Genomic DNA, 19,557 nt, shown 5'->3' with positions numbered 1-19,557 from the left:
AATCCAACATGATCGAACACGACCGAACATCGGGGCCGGGCGGCCGTCCGGCACGCGCCGGGCCGGCCGCCCGGGTCAGTAGCGGATCGCGTCGATGACCTTGACCCGGACGGCGACGAGCGCCGGGAGGAGGCCGGCGAGCGCTCCGATGCCGACGGCGGCGACCATGCCCGTCACCGCGGCGGAGAAGGGGAAGCCGGGGGCGTCCTGGACGGCCGAGCCCATGAGCACGTCGAGCGGGACGTTGTGCAGGGCGACGACCGCGACGGTCACGCCCAGCACGCCCGCGACGGTCGTCGCGACGACGCTCTCCATCATCACGGCGAAGAAGACACGCCCCGAGCTGGCGCCGAAGCTGCGGCGGATCCCGATCTCGCGGATGCGGTACCGCACGGTGACGAGCGCGATGTTCACGAGCCCCAGCCCGCCGAGCAGGAGCGCGATCACGCTGACGCCGAGCACGACCCAGCGGATCGCGCCGTCGACGACGGAGTACGAGGCCGAGTCCGAACGGAAGACGCTCGCCTCCACCCCGCTGAGCGCGCCGGCGACGTCGCGCTGGATCGCGGCGACGAGGTCCTCGGAGAGCGCGTCGGGCACCCAGAGCTCGAGCGTCGGGGGTCCGGTCATCTCGAGCGACTCCGGCGTGACCCACGCCGACTGCGCCGAGACCAGCACGTACGCCTGCGGCTCGGCGTCGGGCCAGTCGTTCGGGAACGCGCCGACGACCGTCGCGACGACCGGGTTGTCGCCGCCGATCGTCACGGTCGGGTGCTCGGCCACCGGCACGCCGCCGAGCGCGTCGAGGAACGCCTGGTTGACGACCAGGGCGGGGGAGAGGCGGTCCTCGTCGCCGTCGACGAACCAGCGCCCAAACGCGACCTCGAAGCGGTGCATGGTCGCCCAGTCGACGTCGACGCCGGTCGTGTAGACCTCGCGCGTGCCGTCGGGGAAGCGTACGGGTGCCGGCGCGTTGCGGAGCATCGACGAGTACGTCACGTCGTAGCGCGCCACGACCTCGTCGAACACGCGCTCGTACTCCTCGGGCGCGGGCATGACGCTCCCGCCCTCCCCCGTGGGCCACGCGGACACCTGGAGCGTCGCGGCGCGCCCGTTCCAGCGGTCGTTCTGCTCGGCCGAGACCTGGCGCAGCATCTCTCCCGCCGCCGAGATCGCGGTGATCGCGCAGACCGCGACGGCGACGCCGACGAGCGCCAGCAGGACGCGCACCTTGTGGACGCGCAGCTCGTCCCACGCCTCGAGGACGGCGCCGACGATCCCGGTCACGCGACGTCTCCCGTGCGCGGGGACGCACCGTGCGAGGCGACCAGCGGTCGCGCGACGTGCTCGGCCTGGTCGTCGCCGACCTCGAGCGCGTGCTGCGCGGGGTCGTCGTGCGCACCCGGACCGTCGGGCCCGACGTCACCGGTGCCCCGGGTCGCGCCGTGCCCGCTCGTCGCCCCGAGCGCGGCGAGCGACCCCGCGCTGCGCGCACTGATGACGATCGGCGCGAGCACGCCGTCGGCGAGACGGAACTGCCGGGCCGCGCGCGACGCGACGGCGAGGTCGTGCGTGATGGCGACCAGTGCCGACCCGTTCTCGCGCGCGATCGTGTCGAGCAGGTCCATGACCTCGCTGCCGGTGTCGACGTCGAGCGCGCCCGTCGGCTCGTCGGCGAGGATCACGCGGGGCACGCGCACGAGCGCGCGGGCGATGGCGACGCGCTGCTGCTCACCGCCGGAGAGCTTCTCGGGGCGCGTGTCGAGGCGGTCGCCGAGGCCGACCCGTTCGAGCATCTCCGCGGCGAGCGTCCTGCGCTGCCAGAACTGCCGGCCCCGCGCGTACAGCAGCGGCGCGACGACGTTCTCCAGAGCCGTGCGGCCCTGGAGCAGGTTGAACTGCTGGAACACGAACCCGAAGTCCGTGCCGCGGCGCCGTGCCCGGGCGCGGCCGGAGAGCCGGCCGATGGGGACGCCGTCGAGCAGGTACTCCCCGCCCGTCGGGGTGTCGAGGAGCCCGAGGATGTTGAGGAGGGTGGACTTGCCGGTGCCCGAGCGCCCGACGACCGAGACGTGCTCGCCCGCGGCGACGGTGAGGTCGATACCGCGCAGGATCTCGAGCTCCCGGTCGTCGGGGAGGAGCACGGAGCGGGCGACGCCGCGCAGCTCCAGGAGGCTCATCCCTCCATCACCTCGCCGGTCATCGGGTCGACGACCGGCACGACGTCCTGGCCCGGCACGAACTCGAGGACCTCGTCGCCCTCGGCGAGCCCCTCGGTGACCTGCACGACGCTGCCGTCGGTGAGGCCGAGCGTGACGGCCCGCTCCTCGGGCTCGCCGTCCTCGCCGACGACCCAGACCTTGCCCTGCTCGACCCGGCCCAGGACCGCGGTCACGGGGACGACGAGGGCGCCCTCGACCGAGCCCGCAGTGATCTCGAGCTCGGCGGCGAGTCCGGCGAAGACGGTGACGTCGCCCGGCACCGCGCACGTGACGCTCGCGGACGAGGCGGCGGCGGGGTCGGGCTCGCCTTCCTCTGGCGACGCGGCGGGCGCGGCGGCGGTGCCCATGCGCAGGTTCGTGCACGTGAACGGGGCGGGCCCGCCGGTGACGGTGACGGTCGCCTCGGTCGGGATCTGGAGCAGGCGGAACTGCTGCTCGGCGACCATGCTGCCCGTGACGGAGAGCGTCCCGGGGGAGATCGACGCGAAGTCCTCCCCGACCGCGACCTCCTGGTCCTTCAGGGCCGTGAACGTGGCGACCGTGCCGGCGGTGGTGGCCTCCACGGTCTCCCTCGTCACCTTCGGCCGGCGCTCGGTGACCGTGACCTCGCCGGTCTCCGGGTCGGTCTCCGTCAGGGGCTCGCGGGGCTCCTCGAGGGTGACCTCGAGAAGGGGCGCGCCCGCCTCGACGACGTCCCCGGGCTTGGCGTGCACCGCGGTGACGACGCCCCGCTGGGTGACCTTCTGCGGGGCCGCCGGGTCGGCGACGATCTGCCCGGCCAGGGTGACGGTGTTCGTGACGTCGCCCGTCGTCACCGCCACGCGGGGCTCGACGATCTCGGCGGAGGGGACCGCCGGGTCGGCGGGCGGCTCGGGAGCGGAGCGGAAGGCGATCACGGCGAGCGCGGTGGCGATGACCCCCCAGATGACGATGCGGAGGGCAGGGAAGACGATCCGGCGGGTGATACCCACGTGCGGGCTCCTGGGACGACGGTGGTGGACGGCGAGCGGCGGGACGCGGCGGGGCGGGTGGACGCCCGGCCCGAGGCTAGGGGGCGGGGCGTGACGGCGTCGTCATCCCTGGGGAGGAGTTCTGTCGGGAACTCTCCACCGTGGGGTCACCGTCCGGTAACGGGTGGAGGCGCCCTTGCGGAGGAGCCGGACGCCTTCGAGACGCACGACGGCAGGGCTGAGCAGCGACGACGCCACAGCAGGTTCCCCCTCACCGGCCCGACGGCCGTCCCCCCTGACGAGATGCGGGCGAGACTATACCGTGGCACGAAGAAAAGACAGGGGCGCTTCGCACCGACCTCGCGGGAGACCGGCGGCTCCCGCGTCGACGACCCGTGAGGGCGGTCCGACCGTCCCGGTCAGACCACGGTGACGCCGAGCGAGCGGCCCGCGAGACCGCGCGGACGGCGCGCGAGGCCGAGCGCGACGTCGCGCAGCGCGGCGGCCGCGGGCGAGCCGGGGTCCGCGAGGACCACCGGGGTACCGCCGTCGCCGGCCTCGCGCAGCGACACGTCGAGCGGGACCTGGCCGAGGAGCGGGACGGTGGTGCCCGTGGCGCGCGACAGGTTCGCGGCGACGCGCTGCCCGCCGCCCGCCCCGAAGACCTCCAGCCGCGAGCCGTCCGGCTGCTCGAGCCACGACATGTTCTCGACGACGCCCACGACGCCCTGCTGCGTCTGCGTGGCGACCGAGCCGGCGCGCTCCGCGACCTCCGCGGCCGCGACCTGCGGCGTCGTGACCACGACGATCTCGCTGCCCGGCAGGAGCTGCGCCACGGAGATCGCGATGTCGCCCGTCCCGGGCGGCAGGTCGAGGAGCAGCACGTCGAGGTCGCCCCAGAAGACGTCCGCGAGGAACTGCTGGAGCGCGCGGTGCAGCATCGGGCCCCGCCACACGACCGGCTGGCCGGGCGGGACGAACATGCCGATCGAGACGACCTTCACCCCGTGCGCGATCGGCGGCAGGAGCATGTTGTCGACGCGCGTGGGCTGGCGGTCGACGCCGAGCATGCGGGGGATGGAGAACCCGTAGATGTCCGCGTCGACGACGCCGACCTCGAGACCCTGGGCCGCGAGCGCGACCGCGAGGTTCGCCGTGACGGACGACTTGCCCACCCCGCCCTTGCCCGACGCGATCGCGTAGACCTTCGTCAGCGACTCCGGCTTCGCGAAGGGGATCTCGGGCTCGCCCACGCCACCGCGCAGCATCGTGCGCAGCTCCGCGCGCTGCTCGGCGCTCATGACCCCCAGCTCGACGCGCACGTCCGCCACGCCGTCGACCGCGCGCACCGCGGCGTCGACGTCGCGGGACAAGGTGTCGCGCATGGGGCACGTCGCGACCGTCAGGTCGACGCCCACCGTCACGACCGCGCCCGGCGCGCCGCGTTCGACCGCGACCGAGCGGATCATGCCGAGGTCCGTGACGGGGCGGCGGATCTCCGGGTCGAGGACCGCGGTGAGGGCCTGCCGGACGGCGTGCTCGAGCGGGTCTGCGGCGGGGTCGGGCATGGTCCCATCGTAGGCGTGCCTGCGGCACCGCCCGCCGGGCCCTAGGTCCCGGGAGGGACGTGAGCCGCATCGCACGCCGTGGTACGGCGAACGGGTCTACCGTGCACGGATGGACGCCCTGGCCTCCCTCGCACGGGACAGCGAGCTGTTCGGCGACGCCGTGCGGAGCGCGCCGCCGGACGCGCGCGTGCCGTCGTGCCCCGAGTGGAGGGGGGCGGACCTGCTCTACCACCTCGCGGAGGTTCAGGACTTCTGGGCACGCGTCCTCGGGCCGGCCCCGGGCCAGGGCCTCGACGGGGACGAGGTCGAGCCGCTCGCCCGGCCGGCGTCGGACGCCGAGCTGCCCGCGCTGCTGCAGCGCTCGACGAGCCGCCTCGTCGCCGCGCTCACCGGGCGCCGTCCCGACGAGCCGTGCTGGTCGTGGCACGAGGAGGGGCGGCACGTCGGCTGGGTCCTGCGCCGCCAGGCGCACGAGGCTCTGATCCACCGCGCCGACGCCGAGCTCACCGCCGGGCGCGACGTGACGCCCGCCGACCCGGACGTCGCGGCGGACGGCGTCGACGAGGTGCTGTCGGTCATGGTCGACGGCGTGCCCGGGTGGGGCGTCTTCACACCCGACGGCGCGACGGTCTCCGTGGTCGTCGACGGGTTCGGGGAGCGGCCGCGCAGCTGGGAGCTCGCGTTCGGGCGCTTCACGGGGACGGGCCCGGAGTCGGGCACCGCGTACGACCTCGACGTCGCCCAGCTCGTCGACCTGCCCGGCTCGACCACGACGCAGGTCTCGGGGCCCGCGTGGGCACTGGACCTGTGGCTGTGGGGTCGCGGACCGTCCGACGGGCTCACCGTCTCGGGCGATCCCGTGCTCGTCGAGCGCCTGCGTCGCGTGGCGGCCGAGGGCACGCGGTAAGGGCCGGCGGGGACGCCCGACGTCCGCGAAGGGCGCCCGGCGGGCCGGTGCGGCTGCGCGACTCGTGTCAGCGGTCGGTCACGTCGTCCTCGGGCTGGCGCGCCGACTTCTCCTCGAGCTCCTCGAGCAGGTTCCGGATCTCCGAGCGGACGAAGTCGCGCGTCGCGACCTCGCTCAGCGCGATGCGCAGGGCCGCCATCTCGCGTGCGAGGTACTCGGTGTCCGCGAGGTTGCGCTCGGCGCGCTGGCGGTCCTGCTCCGCGGTGACCCGGTCGCGGTCGTCCTGGCGGTTCTGCGCGAGCAGGATGAGCGGCGCCGCGTACGACGCCTGGAGCGAGAGCATGAGCGTGAGCGCGGTGAAACCGAACTCCGCGGAGTCGAACCGCAGGCCCTCCGGTCCCCACGAGTTCCAGATGATCCACACCGCGCAGAACACCGTGAGGTAGACGAGGAACCGGGGCGTGCCGAGGAAGCGGGCGATGCCCTCGGTCGCGCGGCCGACCGCGTCCTGGTCGACCTTGACCCGCGGGATCAGCGTGCGTCGCGCGCTCTTCGGGGTGTCGAGGCGGTCAGCCACGGGCCACCCCCGTCGCGCCGCCGCGGGCCGCGGGACGCGGCAGCGACCCGGGGGCCGGCGTGGCGCGTGCCTGGTCCGTGTCCGTGTCGTCGTCGGTCTCGCGCCAGTCGTCGGGGAGCATGTGGTCGAGCACGTCGTCGACGCTGATCGCGCCGAGCAGGCGCTTCTCCGCGTCGAGCACGGGGACGCACAGGAGGTCGTAGGTCGCGAGGATGCGCGTGACGCGACCCAGCGGGGCGTCGGGAGCGACGCCCTCCACGTCGGAGTCGAGCACCGAGCCGACGGCGGCGTGCGGGGGCTCGCGCAGCAGCCGTTGGAAGTGCGCGACGCCGAGGAACCGTCCCGTCGGCGTCTCGAGCGGGGGCCGCGCGACGAACACCATCGACGCGAGCGCGGGGGCGAGGTCCTTGCGCCGGATCTGCGCGAGCGCCGTGGCGATCGTCGTCTCGGGGCCGAGCACGACCGGCTCGGAGGTCATGAGGCCGCCCGCCGTGTCCTCGGCGTAGGCGAGCAGGCGGCGCACGTCGCGCGCCTCCTCGGGCTCCATGAGCTCGAGGAGCTGGGCCGCCTGCGCCTCCGGGAGCTCGTGCAGCAGGTCCGCCGCGTCGTCGGGCTGCATCGCCTCGAGGACGTCCGCGGCGCGGTCGGTGTCGAGCCCGGAGAGGATCGCGACCTGGTCGTCCCCCGGCAGCTCCTCGAGGACGTCGGCGAGGCGCTCGTTGTCGAGCGCGCCCGCGACCTCGAGCCGGCGCGTGTCGCCCAGGTCGTGGATGACGTCGGCGAGGTCGGCGGGCTTGAGGTCGTCGTAGGCGGCGAGGAGCATGGCGGCGCCCTGCGCCTCGGTGCCGCCCGCGAGGCCCGTGACCGCGCCCACGTCCACGACGATCGCGTCGCCGCGCCGGCGCAGCCCGAGCGTGCCCTTGTGCTGCGCCCGGCGCCGCACGTACAGCTTGGTGACGAGCCAGTCGCCCGTCCGCTGGCGCTCGATCGCGAGGTCCTCGATCGTCGCCGTGCCCGACCCGTCGACGAACTCGACCGTGCGCTCGAGCAGCTCGCTCACCGCGAGCGTCTCCATCGCGCGCTGCTCGAACCGCCGCATGTTCACCAGGCCCGTGGAGATGACCTGCCCGGCGTCGATGCTCGTGACGCGCGTGAGCGGGAGGAAGACCCGGCGTCGTCCCGGCACCTCGACGACGAGGCCCACGGCGCGGGGCGCGCCCTTGGGCCGGATGAGCACGACGACGTCCCGCACCCGTCCGACCTGGTCGCCGATGGGGTCGAACACGCTGGTCCCGGCCAGACGCGCGACGAAGACGGTGGTGGCTGCGCTCACGCGGCCAGCCTACGCACGCCCCCCCGGTCGCCGCGCGTTCCTCCCGGTGGGTGGCGCCGTCGGGCGGCCCCGGCCGCGGACGTCCGACCGTGCGGCCCTCGCGCACTCCGCAGGAGTAGGACAGACTGGGCGAATGAGCATGTCGCGCCCGGGTGCCGTCCCCCGTGTCCCCACCCCGCCGCGTGGCGAGGAGATCGCGTCGTACGCGACCTACCTCGAGGCGCAGAAGGCGGTCGACTTCCTCTCGGACAACAAGTTCGCGGTCGAGCTCGTGACGATCGTCGGTACCGACCTCAAGATGGTCGAGCGGGTGACGGGCCGGCTCACCTACGGGCGCGTCGCGATCGCGGGCGCCGCGTCCGGCGCGTGGTTCGGCCTGTTCGTCGGCCTGCTGCTCTTCATGTTCTCCGGGCAGGGCGGGTTCGTCCTCACGGCCGTCGGGATCGGTGCCGGGTTCGGCCTGCTCTTCTCGGTGCTGTCGTACGCGCTGACCCAGGGCAAGCGGGACTTCACCTCCCAGAGCCAGATCGTCGCGTCGTCGTACGGGATCCTCTGCGCGCCCGAGCGCGCGGGCGACGCGCGCCAGCTCCTGTCGCGGATGCCGGAGGGCGCGGGCGGGGTCCGCGCGCCGGCCGCCCCCGCGAACCCGACGTGGGGCACGCCGGGAGCGACCCCGCCGGCCGCGCCGGCGCCCGAGGCGCCGGCGGGCGCCGGACCGGCGCCCACGCCCCCGGTCGCGCCGCCGGCCCGGACCCCCGACCCTCGCTGGACGACGCCGACCGGGGAGCCCCGCTACGGCGCCATGCGCCCGACGTCGGACCAGCCCGCCGACGCGCAGCCCGACGCCCAGACCGGGGCGCAGCAGCCCGACGAGCCCGGGCGCCCGGCCTGACGCGCGCGGGTCAGCCGCGCAGGCGCGCCATCCAGGCCTCGACGTCCTCGGGGCGGCGGGGGAGCGCGGCCGAGAGGTTCTCGTTGCCGTCGGCCGTGACGAGCACGTCGTCCTCGATGCGGACGCCGATGCCGCGGTACTCCTCCGGCACGGCCAGGTCGTCCGCCTTGAAGTACAGCCCCGGCTCGATCGTGAAGACCATGCCGGGCTCCAGGACCCCGTCGAGGTAGAGCTCGCGCCGCGCCTGCGCGCAGTCGTGCACGTCCAGGCCGAGGTGGTGGCTCGTGCCGTGCACCATCCAGCGGCGGTGCTGCTGGCCCTCGGCGGAGAGCGACTCGGCGGCGCTCACCGGGAGCAGGCCCCACTCCTCGAGGCGCGCGGCGATGACCTCCATCGCGGCGGCGTGCACGTCGCGGAAGCGCGCGCCCGGCACGGCGACGGCGAAGGCGGCGTCCGCGGCGTCGAGCACGGCCTGGTACACGCGGCGCTGGACCTCGGTGAACTCGCCGTCGACGGGCAGCGTGCGGGTCACGTCGGCCGTGTAGAGCGAGTCGACCTCGACGCCCGCGTCGAGCAGCACGAGCTCGCCCGTCCGCACGACGCCGTCGTTGCGGATCCAGTGCAGCGTCGTCGCGTGCTCGCCGGCGGCGGCGATCGTCTCGTAGCCGACCGTGTTGCCCTCGAGGCGCGCGTGCGCGTCGAACGTCGTCTCGATGACGCGCTCGCCGCGGCGGTGCTCGACGGCGCGCCCCAGGTTCCGCACGACCTCCTCGAAGCCCGCGATCGTCGCGGCGACGGCCTCGCGCATCTGCTCGACCTCGTGCGCGTCCTTGACGAGCCGCAGCTCGGAGACGGCCTCGACGAGCGCGGCGTCCGTGCGGCGGTACGCGGCCTCCGCGCGAGCGAGCCACTCGGCGTCGGTGAGCTCCTGGTCCTGGGCAGACCCCGCCGCCTCGGTCTCGTCGACCCCCGCCTCCGCGCGGATCGCCTCGACGAGCGCCTCCACGGCCTCGTCGGCGCCCGCGACGACCAGCAGCGTCACCCCGCCCGGGCCGACGTCCTTCGCGAGCGCGTCGCGGAGCTCGTCGACGTGGCGGGCCTCGACACCGGTGGCGGTCGTGACGTCGTCGAGCGACGGCCGCGCGCCCACCCAGAACTCGCCGTAGCGCGAGTCGGCGTAGAACTCCTCGGTGTCGCGCGCGGCGAGCGGGCGCACGTAGAGCACCGCGTGGTGGTCGCAGCCGCCGTCGCCGGTCCCCGGCTCGACGGGGTGCAGGACGAGCACCGCGTCGGGCACCTGGTCCGTGCCGTAGCCGGTCAGGTGCGCGAACGCCGAGTGCGGCCGGAAGCGGTAGTCGGTGTCGTTCGAGCGCGTCTTGAGCGGGCCGGCGGGCACCACGAGGCGCGCGCCCGGGAACCGGGCGGACAGCGCGGCGCGGCGGGCGACGGTGTACGGGGCGGCCGGGAGGGGCTCGACGTCGAGCTCCGCGCGCGGCGCCCAGCCGCTCGTGATGAAGGCCTTGAACGCGTCGGAGTCGGGGCGCTGCGAGCGGTTGCTCCCGCGGGAGGCCAGGTCCTGGCCGGCGCCGGCGTTCTCGGGTGCCTGGTCTGGCGTCTCGGACGTGGGCTCGGGCGTGACGGGGGTGGCGTCGGTCATGCCCCCAGTCTCGCACCGCGCACGCGGCCGAAGTCCACGAGCGCGCGCCCGAGCACGCGGTTGAAGGCCTCGGGGGCCTCGCTGTTGACGTCGTGGCCGGCGCGCGGCACCACGACGAGCGCGGCGTCCGCAGCCGCGGCGAGGTAGCGCTGCTCGTCGAGCCGCATGTGGTCGCGCGCGCCGTTGACGAGCCAGACCGGCACGTCGACGTCGCGCACGTGCGCGAGCCACGAGCGCCCCGCGAGCTGGGTGAGCGCGTCCGTGACGACGTGCCACCCGGGCGCGACGGGAGCCGGTGGGCCGGCGTCGGCCGGGCCGGCGAGCGCGTACGACGACGCCGCGCCGCCCGGGAGGCCGCGCCCGCCGCGCGCGATCACGCCCCACGCGGTCGCGGTCGTCCGCGCGGCCCAGCGCGCGCTGCGCCCGACCGCACCACCACCGGCGACGACGAGCCGCGCGACGTCGCGGTACAGCGCGACCGGCTTGCCCTTGGGGTCCGACGTGCAGGCCGCGGCGACGACGCCCGCGAGGTTCGCGGGGCGGCGGGCCGCCCAGGCGAGCGACGTGTACCCGCCGAGCGAGAGCCCGACGAGCGCGACGCGCCGGCCCGGACCGAACGAGGCGGCGGCCTCGTCGAGCACCTCGAAGGACCGGTCGAGCGTGAAGCGCTCGTGCGCACGGACGCCGTGCGCCGGCAGGTCGACGGCGACGGCGTCGTGCCCCAGCGTGCGCACGTGCTCCACCTGGCGGTCCCAGATCGCGCCGGACGTGCGCATGCCGTGGACGAAGACGACGGCGGGCGGGAGCTCCGAGCCGTCGGCCGACGCGTCGGTGCGGGGGCCGGGAGCGGTGAGGAGGGCGGCGGGAGAGGCGGCGGGTACGCGCGTGGTGAGGCTCATCGCTCCTGACTGTGGCACTCCAGCCTGGGACGACCGTGGGGAGGGGCCGCGCCCCGTGTGGACATCGTGTGCGGGTCCCGTGCCGCCGTCCTGCGGTCCGTCACTATCCTGGTCCCCGTGCGCATCGACCTCCACACCCACTCGACCGCGTCCGACGGCACGGACGCACCGGGGGAGGTCGTCGAGGCCGCCGCCGCGGCCGGTCTCGACGTCGTCGCTCTGACCGACCACGACACGACCGCGGGCTGGTCACAGGCGACCGACGCGGCGCTCGCGCACGGGGTCGCGCTCGTACGCGGCGCGGAGATGTCGGCCCGCTCCGGCGGCATCAGCGTGCACGTGCTGTCCTACCTGCACGACCCCGCCCACGCGGCGCTGCTCGCGGAGCTCGACCGCACGCGCGACGCACGCACGAACCGCGCGCGGCGGATGGTCGACCTCATCGCCGAGGACTACCCGATCACGTGGGAAGATGTGCTCGCGCAGACCGTCGAGGGGACGACGATCGGACGCCCGCACATCGCGGACGCGCTCGTCGCGGCCGGGCTCTCGCCCGACCGTTCGGCGGCGTTCGCGACGATCCTCGCCACCGACACCCCGTACTACGTGCCGCACTACGCGCCCGACGCCGTCGCGGCCGTGCGGGGCATCCGGGCGGCGGGCGGCGTCCCCGTCTTCGCCCACCCGGGCGCGGACGGTCGCGGGCGCGTCGTGCCCGACGCGGTGATCGAGGAGATGACCGCGGCGGGCCTCGCGGGGCTCGAGGTGTTCCACCGCGACCACGACGACCGCCAGCGCGCACGTCTCGAGGACCTGGCCCGCACCCTGGGCCTGTTCGTCACCGGGTCGAGCGACTACCACGGGGCCGGCAAACCGAACCGGCTCGGGGAGAACACGACAGCACCGACCGTGCTGGAGCAGATCGAGGAGCTGGGACAGTTGGACGTGATCCGATGATCGGACGATGAGCGAGGTCTTCGACGTCCGGCTCTTCACAGAGGTCTTCGTCACTTTGTTCGTCATCATGGACCCGCCCGGCACGGTGCCGGTGTTCCTCGGCCTGACGAGCGCGATGGGTGCCAAGCAGCGCAACCAGGCGGCGCGCACGGCGATCCTCGTCGCGTTCGGCGTGATCGTGGCGTTCGCGGTGTTCGGCCAGCAGATCCTCAGCTACATGCACATCTCGCTGCCCGCGCTCCAGACCGCGGGCGGCCTGCTGCTGCTCCTCGTCGCGATGGAGCTCCTCACGGGCAAGATGGAGGAGCCGCAGCCGTCGGGCAACAAGGGCGTCAACGTCGCGCTCGTGCCGCTCGGCACCCCGCTCCTCGCGGGCCCGGGCGCGATCGTCGCGACCATGGTCTTCGTCCAGCGCGCGGGGGAGCGTGGGGGCGGTGTCGCGGAGTGGGTCGCGATCGTGGCCGGTGTCGTCGCGGTGCACGTGTGCCTGTGGCTCTCCATGCGCTTCGCGAACGTCATCAACCGCGTGCTCGGTGACTCCGGGACCATCCTCGTGACACGCATCGCCGGCCTGCTGCTCGCCGCCATCGCGGTCCAGCTCGTGGCCGACGCCGTCACGCAGTTCGTCCAGAGCGCCTGACGCCGCGTCCCGCGGCCGGGCGGGCCCCACCCCGAGTCGGTCGGCGTCAGCGAAACAGGGGATGTTAGGTTCTTTCGGTGAGCCAGCCGATCGTGCCACCCCGGAAGGTGTCCGAGCTCGTCGTGGAGCGCCTCAGCGAGCGCGTCGCGCGCGGCGAGTGGCCCGTCGGGACCCGCATCCCGCCGGAGCCCGAGCTCGTCGCCGAGCTGGGCGTCGGACGCAACACCGTGCGCGAGGCGGTGCGCGCTCTCGAGCACGCCGGCGTCCTCGAGCCCCGGCGCGGCGACGGCACCTACGTCCGCGCGGCCGACGGCCTGGACGCCGCGCTGGCGCGCCGTGCGCGGACCACCGACGCGTTCCACGTGCTCGAGGTGCGCGGCATCCTCGAGCGTGGTGCGGCCCGGACCGCGGCCGAGCGCGACGACGACGACGCCCTCGTCCGGCTCGACGCCGCGCTCGCGGCGCAGGTCGCGGCGCGGGACGCCGACGAGGACGCTTTCCAGGCGGCCGACGTCGCCTTCCACGCCGAGGTCGTGCGTGCTGCGGGCAACCCCCTGCTCGCGGACCTCTACGACGGCCTCGACCACGCGCTCGTCCGGACCTTCCCCTCCGGCGAGCAGCGTCGTCACCACCGTGACGTCCCCGGCCACGAGCAGGTCGTCGCCGCGATCCGGGCCGGCGACGCCGACGCGGCCGAGGCCGCGGTGACCGCGACGATCGACGCCGTGCGCGCGCACCTCGTGGAGGCTGCCGCGGAACGCCGCCGTCGCGCGGGAGCCGGGGAGGCCGACGCGTGAGCGGGATGCGCCGTCCCCTGGGGGTGGGAGCGGTCGTCGCGATCGTCCTCGCGTCGCTCAACCTGCGCCCCGCGGTCGTCTCGATCTCGCCCGTGCTGGGGGAGATCCGCGCCGACCTGGGGCTCAGCGCGACGGCCGCGGGCGTGCTCACGACGCTGCCCGTCCTGTGCTTCGGCCTCCTCGCGCCGCTCGCACCCGTGCTCGCGCGGCGCTGGGGGCTCGAGCGCGCGCTCTTCGTGAGTCTCGTCGTGCTGTGCGTCGGCTTCGCGCTCCGGCTCGTCCCCGAGACGTGGGGTCTGTTCACCGGGACCGTGGTCGCCGGGTGCGCGATCGGCCTCGGGAACGTCCTGCTCCCGGCACTCATCAAGCGCGACTTCGCCGACCGCATCGGGCTCATGACCGGGCTCTACTCGATGGCGTTGTCGGGCGGTGCCGCGCTCGCGGCCGGGCTCACCCTCCCGGTCGCGACCGCGGCGGGTCTCGACTGGCGCGGCGCGCTCGCGACGTGGGGCGTGCTCGCCGTCCTCGGTGTGCTCGTGTGGGTGCCGCGCGCGCTGCGGCCCGACCCGGCCGGCGTGACGGCGTTCGGCGCGGGCGTCGGGGCCGGGGTCGCCCGTTCCGCGGTGTGGCGCAGCCCGCTCGCCTGGGCGGTCACCGTGGTCATGGGCATGCAGTCGCTGTCGTTCTACGCCGTCAACGCCTGGCTCCCCGAGATCATGGTCGCGCTCGGCAGGACGCCGGAGGTGGGCGGCTGGCTCCTCGCGCTGTGCAACCTCGCCGGCATCGTCGGGTCGTTCGTGACCCCGGTCCTCGCCGGCCGCATGCGCCGCCAGCGGGGCATCGGGATCGTGCTCGTCGTGCTCGTCGGGTCCGGGCTGCTCGGGCTGGCCCTCGCCCCCGGCGCCGCGGCGCTCTGGGTCGTGCTGGTGGGCCTCGGCCAGGGCGGCGGCATCAGCCTGGCGCTCACCCTCATGGCCCTGCGGGCCCGCGACGCCGCCCACACGTCCGAGCTCTCCGGCATGGCGCAGAGCGCGGGCTACCTGCTCGCCGCGACCGGGCCGCTCGGCCTCGGCCTCGCGCACGACGTCACCGGCGCGTGGACGCTGCCGCTCTTTTTGCTCGTCGCCGCGGCCGCCGTCCAGGGCGTCGCGGTGTGGTTCGCGGGTCGGGACGCGCACGTGCGCTGACCGACGGCTCCCGGACGCGTCGAACCCCGGGTCTTCCCCTACGGCGCGGTGGCCGTGGGGAAGACCCGGGGTTCGTCGTCGGGCTCCGGACTGCTCGCCCGGGCTACTCCGCGGGCTGGGCGGTCGCCTCGGCGCCGCCCTGCTGCTCGACGGGGCGGCCGCCGCGCGTGCGGCGGCGGTTCCGGGACCGACGACGGCGCTCGCCGCCCTCGGACGGCGCGCCCGCGTCGACCTGCTCGCCCTCGGCACGACCGCCCGAGCGCTCGCCCTCCGCGCGCCGCCCGCCGGAACGGCCCTGGCCGCCGGACCGGCCGCGCTCGCCCTCGGAGCGGCCGCGGCCGCCGTCGGACCGGCCACCCTGGCGGCCGCGCGAGCCGCCGGCGGGCGTGTGCCGCTTGCCGGTCTCGCCGAGGTCCTCGATCTCCTCCGCCTCGAGACCCGCGAGGGTGCGGCGCTCCTTCGGGAGGCGACCCTTGGTGCCCTCGGGGATGTGCAGGTCCGTGTACAGGTGCGGCGAGCTCGAGTACGTCTCGACCGGCTCCGGGATGCCGAGGCCGAGCGCCTTGTCGATGAGCGACCAGCGGGGGATGTCGTCCCAGTCGACGAACGTGACCGCGGTGCCCTTGTTGCCCGCGCGACCGGTGCGTCCCGTGCGGTGCAGGTACGTCTTCTCGTCCTCGGGGCACTGGTAGTTCACGACGTGCGTGACGTCCTCGACGTCGATGCCGCGCGCCGCGACGTCGGTCGCGACGAGCACGTCGATCTTGCCGTTGCGGAACGCGCGCAGCGCCTGCTCTCGCGCGCCCTGGCCCAGGTCGCCGTGGATCGAGCCGGCAGCGAAGCCGCGGTCGACGAGCTCGTCGGCGACCTTCGCGGCGGTGCGCTTGGTGCGCGCGAACACGATCGTGCGGCCGCGGCCGTCGGCCTGGAGGATGCGCGCGAGCATCTCCACCTTGTCCAGCGCGTGCGCCCGGTAGACGACCTGCTCGATGTTCTTGACCGTCTGGCCGCCGTCGTCCGGGTCGTTCGCGCGGATGTGCGTCGGCTGCTTCATGTAGCGGCGCGCCATCGAGACGACGGCGCCCGGCATCGTCGCCGAGAAGAGCATCGTGTGCCGCTGGGCGGGCGTGCGGGCGAGGATCTTCTCGACGTCCGGGAGGAACCCGAGGTCGAGCATCTCGTCCGCCTCGTCGAGGACCACGATCGAGGCCCGCGTGAGGTTGAGGTGGCCCTGGTTCATGAGATCGATCATGCGGCCCGGGGTACCGACGACGACCTCGACGCCGCGCTGGAGCGCCTCGACCTGCGGCTCGTAGGCACGGCCGCCGTAGAGCTGCACGATGCGCACGGAGCGGCGCTTCGAGGCGGTGGCGAGGTCGTTCGCGACCTGGACCGCGAGCTCGCGCGTCGGGACGACGACGAGCGCCTGCGGCTTGCCGGGGGAGGGGAGCTCGTCGAACCCGGGCTCGCCCGGCGCGACGACGCGGTGCAGCAGCGGCACGCCGAAGCCGAACGTCTTGCCGGTACCGGTCTTGGCCTGGCCGATGATGTCGTGGCCCGACATCGCGACGGGCAGCGTCATCGCCTGGATGGGGAACGGCTGGACGATCCCCGCGTCGGAGAGCGCGTCGACGATCTCCTGACGCACGCCGAAGTCGGCGAAGGTGGTGTTGTCCGCGTGGACGCTGGCGGCGACGGTCGTCGCGTCCGCGCTCACGTCAGGGGTGGCGTCTGTGGTGGTCACTGGTGCCTCTGTCTCGTTCGGGCACGCGCGACCGTCGGCGGGCCCGACGGGCCCGGTCCCGGGAGGCTCCCGGTCGCGGTCGTACGCACCTCGTGGCCGGCAGCCGATCGTGAATGTCGTGGCCAGGCCCGCGCTGCGGACCGTGCCGTGCCGTCGTCGTTCGCGTGACGAGCGTGAGGTCTGGACGACCGGGCAACCGATGTACGTCGGCCATGATATCGGAGAACTATCCTGGCCCGATGAGCGACGCCGAGCACGCGAGCCCCCTGACCCTGCCCACGGCGGACCACGCGGACGCCGTCGAGCTGCTCGGCCTCGTCGCCTACACCGAGCTCGCGAGCTTCGGCCGCCTCGCGGGCGACGCGGCCCACGCGCCCACGCTGCGCCAGCGCCAGGCCCTGTCCCGCCTCGCGGCCGCGATGCTCGACCGGCAGGAGCGCGTGCTCGTGCGTGTCGAGGAGCTGGGAGGAGACCCGGCGGACTGCATGACCGCGTTCGACGGCCTGTTCGACGACTTCGACGCGCGCACGCGACCGAGCACGTGGTGGGAGGGCATCCTCAAGGGCTACGTGGGCCAGGGCGTCGCGGACGACTTCTGCCTGCTCGCGGCCCAGGGCCTCGACGAGCGCTCGCGCGACGTCGTCGTGGAGGCGCTCACGCAGGACACGCCGTCGCAGCGCTACGCCCCGGTCATCGCCGACGCCGCCGCGGCGGACCCGGTGCTCGCCTCCCGGCTCGCCCTGTGGGGCCGGCGCCTCGTCGGCGAGGCGCTGGGCGTCGTCGGCGTCGTCCTCGCCCAGCGGCCCGCGCTCGCGCGGCTCGTCGCGGCGGGTGTCGACGCGTCGGCCGACGACGCGTCGAACGGCCCGGCGCCCGCGACCCAGTCGTGGGTCTTCGCGCGGCTCACGGCGGAGCACTCCCGGCGCATGGACCGCCTGGGCCTGGCGGCATGACGACGCCGCCGCCGCGCCCGGGGGGCGCGACGGCGGCGTCGTGGCGGCCGGGTCGTGGCGGTCAGAGCGAGCCGAAACCGACCTTGCGCTGCTCCTCGGTGCCGATCTCGACGTAGCCGAGCGACGCCGTCGGGACGATCACGCGGCGACCGCGCGAGTCGGTGAGCTCGAGGGCGGGGGCGCCGCCGAGCGCGTCCGCGACGGCGGTCGCCACGGCGTCGGCGGACAGGTCCGTGTCGACGACGAGCTCACGGGCCAGGTTCTGCACACCGATCGTGACTTCCACTCAGATCTCCTCACAGCGGCTGCGCCAGGCGCAGCGACGACGGGCCTCGGGTAGCGCGGGCGGCGTTCCCACCGGCGACAACGCGTTCGATAGTAGTCAGATTCCCGCGCTCGAGCCGTCGAGCGCCGCGCGCGCCGGACCGGGGGCGACGTCGGCGGTCGGCACCCCCGCGGCGTCGGGGGCGCCGCCCCGCGGACGGCGCAGCATCCCGTGCACGCCGCGCCAGACGAGGCGCGGGACGAGCCGGGTCACGTCGTCGGCCGACGCGGTCCCGTCGGGACGGACGGCCTCGGTCGCCGCGGCCCGACCGACGGCCGTGCAGGTCCGCGAGACGACGAGGGCCTCGTCGGCGTCGAGGTCGGTGATGCGGACGAGCACGTCGGCGAACGCCCCCGCGATGCGTGCGTCGGGGGCCAGCACGCGGGCCCGCACGACGGGGTCGCGCATGACGTCGGACTCGAAGAGCAGCGCCGCGGACCTGCCGGCTGTGCGCGCATAGGCGACGTACGCCCGGACGATGCCCTCGATGACGGCGAGCCCGTCGACCGCGAGGGCGTCGAGGTCGCTCGCGGAGACCCCGGGGGCCGGCTCGCGGAACGGGTCGAGCGTGACGTGGACGGCCCGGACGAGGCGGTCGCCCTGGTCGTCGATGAGCGCGAGGTAGAGGTCGAGCTTCGAGGGGAAGTGCCGGTACAGCACGGGCTTGCCGACACCGGCGCGGTCCGCGATCTCGTCCATCGAGATGTGGTGGTAGCCGTGCGACGCGAAGAGCTCCTCGGCGATCGTCAGGAGCTGGGCCCGACGCTCGTCCCGGGGCATCCGGGTGCGCGCGGCGACGGGCGGCCCGGCCGTGCCGTGCGCGCGTCCCCCGCTGGCTCCCGTCATGGGGGGAGGATACGGAAACGGCGCCTCGTGTCGACCCCGTGTCACGAGGAGTGGGACGATGGTCGGGTGCTCGACAGACATGCCCCCCCGAACCGACCCGCGACGACCCGCGAGAAGCGTTCCTCGAGGGGGCTCCGGCACGGTGCGGCGGTCGCCGCGTGCCTCGTGGTCGGGTTCGGCGGCGGCGCCGCGACGGCGGAGGTGTGGGGGGTGCCGGCCCCGGGCGGCGCAGGCGCTCCCCTGACGGCGGAACGCGAGGCCCCGCCCGCACCGGCCCGGGGGGAGACGGATCCGGCGAGCCGCTCCGCGGTCGAGCGCGCGGGCAGCACCGGGGACGTCGCGGACGGGCCCGCCCCGCTCGACCTCCTCGCGCCGCGGCCCGACGCCCCGTCGGCGCTCGCTCCGTCGCCGTCACCGAGCGCGCCGGAGACCCCGGCGGAGCCGGTCCCCGACGCCGAGCCCACGCCCGAGGCGCCGGTCGCGGAGCCGGGCTCCGGGCTCCTGGGCGAGGTCGTCGTCGCGCCCGACCTCGGGGGGACCCTGGTCGTCGTCCCGGGCGAGGCGCCCGCGCCCGGCACGGGCACGGTCCGGTCCGTCCGGGTCGAGGTCGAGCAGGGGCTGCCGGTGGACGGCGAGATCTTCGCGACGGCCGTGCTCGCCACGCTCAACGACCCGCGGGGCTGGTCCGGGCCGGACGGCGTCACGTTCTCCCGCACCGCCGCGGACGACGCGTCGATCCGCGTGGTGCTCGCGAGCCCCGCGACCACGGACCGGATGTGCGCGCCCCTCGCGACCGAGGGGAAGTACTCGTGCGGCAACTCCGTGTCCGGGGTGGCCGTGCTGAACTTCGAGCGCTGGGTGCTCGGCGCGCCCGACTTCGGCGACGACGTCGCGACCTACCGCCAGTACCTGGTGAACCACGAGGTCGGCCACGTGCTCGGGCACGGTCACGAGGACTGCCCGGCCCCGGGTGCCGTGGCCCCGGTCATGGTGCAGCAGTCGATCTCGGCGCAGGGCTGCGTCACCAACGGGTGGCCCGTGCCGTAGCCGGGTGGCGCCCGCAGCCCGGTGGCGGCGGGGATGTCGGTGGCGCGTGATGAGAT

The 19,557-nt window shown here is 75.1% G+C and carries 19 protein-coding genes; 8 read left to right on the top strand and 11 right to left on the bottom strand.

Translation table 11 applies throughout. From position 1 onward, the window contains the following. Positions 1 to 75: 75 nt before the first annotated feature. The 4 genes from JN535_RS09870 to JN535_RS09855 form a co-directional block, all read right to left on the bottom strand. Positions 76 to 1,287: an ABC transporter permease gene (locus JN535_RS09870; protein ID WP_205205349.1), complete on the bottom strand. Its 1,212-nt coding sequence runs from the start codon at positions 1,285 to 1,287 to the stop codon at positions 76 to 78. Beyond that, complete coding sequence (locus JN535_RS09865) at positions 1,284 to 2,180, bottom strand: ABC transporter ATP-binding protein (protein WP_240200860.1); 897 nt, start codon at positions 2,178 to 2,180, stop codon at positions 1,284 to 1,286. The genes JN535_RS09870 and JN535_RS09865 overlap by 4 nt, the downstream gene beginning before the upstream one ends. Then, complete coding sequence (locus JN535_RS09860; protein WP_205205348.1) at positions 2,177 to 3,193, bottom strand: secretion protein HlyD; 1,017 nt, start codon at positions 3,191 to 3,193, stop codon at positions 2,177 to 2,179. The genes JN535_RS09865 and JN535_RS09860 overlap by 4 nt, the downstream gene beginning before the upstream one ends. A gap of 398 nt (positions 3,194 to 3,591) precedes the next feature. Further along, complete coding sequence (locus JN535_RS09855) at positions 3,592 to 4,740, bottom strand: Mrp/NBP35 family ATP-binding protein (protein WP_205205347.1); 1,149 nt, start codon at positions 4,738 to 4,740, stop codon at positions 3,592 to 3,594. Between the two features lie 109 nt (positions 4,741 to 4,849). Here JN535_RS09855 and JN535_RS09850 point away from each other — a divergent pair, with 109 nt between their 5' ends. Beyond that, positions 4,850 to 5,647, top strand: coding sequence for a maleylpyruvate isomerase N-terminal domain-containing protein (locus tag JN535_RS09850; protein ID WP_205205346.1), 798 nt, complete (start codon positions 4,850 to 4,852; stop codon positions 5,645 to 5,647). Positions 5,648 to 5,714: 67 nt separating this feature from the next. Here JN535_RS09850 and JN535_RS09845 read toward each other — a convergent pair whose 3' ends face one another. Together JN535_RS09845 and JN535_RS09840 are read right to left on the bottom strand one after the other, a co-directional pair. After that, entirely contained in the window at positions 5,715 to 6,224 is a 510-nt protein-coding gene (locus JN535_RS09845) for a DUF1003 domain-containing protein (protein WP_205205345.1), read from the bottom strand. Beyond that, the gene (locus JN535_RS09840; protein WP_205205344.1) at positions 6,217 to 7,557 is read right to left on the bottom strand and encodes a magnesium transporter MgtE N-terminal domain-containing protein; all 1,341 of its coding nucleotides are present in this window, start codon (positions 7,555 to 7,557) and stop codon (positions 6,217 to 6,219) included. Before JN535_RS09840 ends, JN535_RS09845 begins: the two co-directional genes overlap by 8 nt. A gap of 133 nt (positions 7,558 to 7,690) precedes the next feature. Here JN535_RS09840 and JN535_RS09835 point away from each other — a divergent pair, with 133 nt between their 5' ends. Beyond that, a complete protein-coding gene (locus JN535_RS09835) occupies positions 7,691 to 8,449 on the top strand; it encodes a general stress protein (RefSeq protein ID WP_240200859.1) in 759 nt (252 codons plus the stop codon). Between the two features lie 10 nt (positions 8,450 to 8,459). On the opposite strand, the gene JN535_RS09830 is transcribed toward JN535_RS09835, so the two are convergent. Continuing rightward, positions 8,460 to 10,106: an aminopeptidase P family protein gene (locus JN535_RS09830; protein ID WP_205205343.1), complete on the bottom strand. Its 1,647-nt coding sequence runs from the start codon at positions 10,104 to 10,106 to the stop codon at positions 8,460 to 8,462. Then, positions 10,103 to 11,005 (bottom strand): alpha/beta fold hydrolase, encoded by a 903-nt coding sequence (locus JN535_RS09825; protein WP_205205342.1) that lies wholly within the window; start codon positions 11,003 to 11,005, stop codon positions 10,103 to 10,105. The genes JN535_RS09830 and JN535_RS09825 overlap by 4 nt, the downstream gene beginning before the upstream one ends. A 117-nt stretch (positions 11,006 to 11,122) precedes the next feature. Here JN535_RS09825 and JN535_RS09820 point away from each other — a divergent pair, with 117 nt between their 5' ends. The 4 genes from JN535_RS09820 to JN535_RS09805 all read left to right on the top strand — a co-directional run bounded on the left by JN535_RS09820 (position 11,123) and on the right by JN535_RS09805 (position 14,586). Further along, on the top strand, positions 11,123 to 11,962 hold the full coding sequence (locus tag JN535_RS09820; RefSeq protein ID WP_205205341.1) for a PHP domain-containing protein: 840 nt from the start codon (positions 11,123 to 11,125) through the stop codon (positions 11,960 to 11,962). 7 nt (positions 11,963 to 11,969) lie between these two features. Next, a complete protein-coding gene (locus tag JN535_RS09815; protein ID WP_205205340.1) occupies positions 11,970 to 12,602 on the top strand; it encodes a MarC family protein in 633 nt (210 codons plus the stop codon). Between the two features lie 77 nt (positions 12,603 to 12,679). After that, positions 12,680 to 13,399, top strand: coding sequence for a FadR/GntR family transcriptional regulator (locus JN535_RS09810; RefSeq protein WP_205205339.1), 720 nt, complete (start codon positions 12,680 to 12,682; stop codon positions 13,397 to 13,399). A 5-nt stretch (positions 13,400 to 13,404) separates the two neighbouring features. Beyond that, the gene (locus tag JN535_RS09805; protein ID WP_240200954.1) at positions 13,405 to 14,586 is read left to right on the top strand and encodes a CynX/NimT family MFS transporter; all 1,182 of its coding nucleotides are present in this window, start codon (positions 13,405 to 13,407) and stop codon (positions 14,584 to 14,586) included. A 103-nt stretch (positions 14,587 to 14,689) separates the two neighbouring features. Here JN535_RS09805 and JN535_RS09800 read toward each other — a convergent pair whose 3' ends face one another. After that, positions 14,690 to 16,330 (bottom strand): DEAD/DEAH box helicase, encoded by a 1,641-nt coding sequence (locus JN535_RS09800; protein WP_205205337.1) that lies wholly within the window; start codon positions 16,328 to 16,330, stop codon positions 14,690 to 14,692. A 239-nt stretch (positions 16,331 to 16,569) separates the two neighbouring features. On the opposite strand from JN535_RS09800, the gene JN535_RS09795 reads away from it, so the two are divergent. Next, on the top strand, positions 16,570 to 17,283 hold the full coding sequence (locus JN535_RS09795) for a ferritin-like fold-containing protein (RefSeq protein ID WP_205205336.1): 714 nt from the start codon (positions 16,570 to 16,572) through the stop codon (positions 17,281 to 17,283). A gap of 61 nt (positions 17,284 to 17,344) precedes the next feature. On the opposite strand, the gene JN535_RS09790 is transcribed toward JN535_RS09795, so the two are convergent. Both JN535_RS09790 and JN535_RS09785 read right to left on the bottom strand, forming a co-directional pair. Next, a complete protein-coding gene (locus tag JN535_RS09790; RefSeq protein WP_205205335.1) occupies positions 17,345 to 17,569 on the bottom strand; it encodes a DUF3107 domain-containing protein in 225 nt (74 codons plus the stop codon). A 96-nt stretch (positions 17,570 to 17,665) separates the two neighbouring features. Continuing rightward, positions 17,666 to 18,454: a TetR/AcrR family transcriptional regulator gene (locus tag JN535_RS09785; RefSeq protein ID WP_205205334.1), complete on the bottom strand. Its 789-nt coding sequence runs from the start codon at positions 18,452 to 18,454 to the stop codon at positions 17,666 to 17,668. A gap of 66 nt (positions 18,455 to 18,520) precedes the next feature. Between JN535_RS09785 and JN535_RS09780 the strand changes: the two genes are divergently transcribed. Continuing rightward, the gene (locus JN535_RS09780; protein WP_307868516.1) at positions 18,521 to 19,501 is read left to right on the top strand and encodes a DUF3152 domain-containing protein; all 981 of its coding nucleotides are present in this window, start codon (positions 18,521 to 18,523) and stop codon (positions 19,499 to 19,501) included. Positions 19,502 to 19,557: the final 56 nt, after the last annotated feature.

This window comes from Cellulosimicrobium cellulans (assembly GCF_016921195.1).
GTDB classification, from domain to species: Bacteria; Actinomycetota; Actinomycetes; order Actinomycetales; family Cellulomonadaceae; genus Cellulosimicrobium; species Cellulosimicrobium cellulans_F.
The sequence above is the reverse complement of the archived record's forward strand: the minus strand, read 5'-3'. Positions and strand labels throughout refer to the sequence as shown.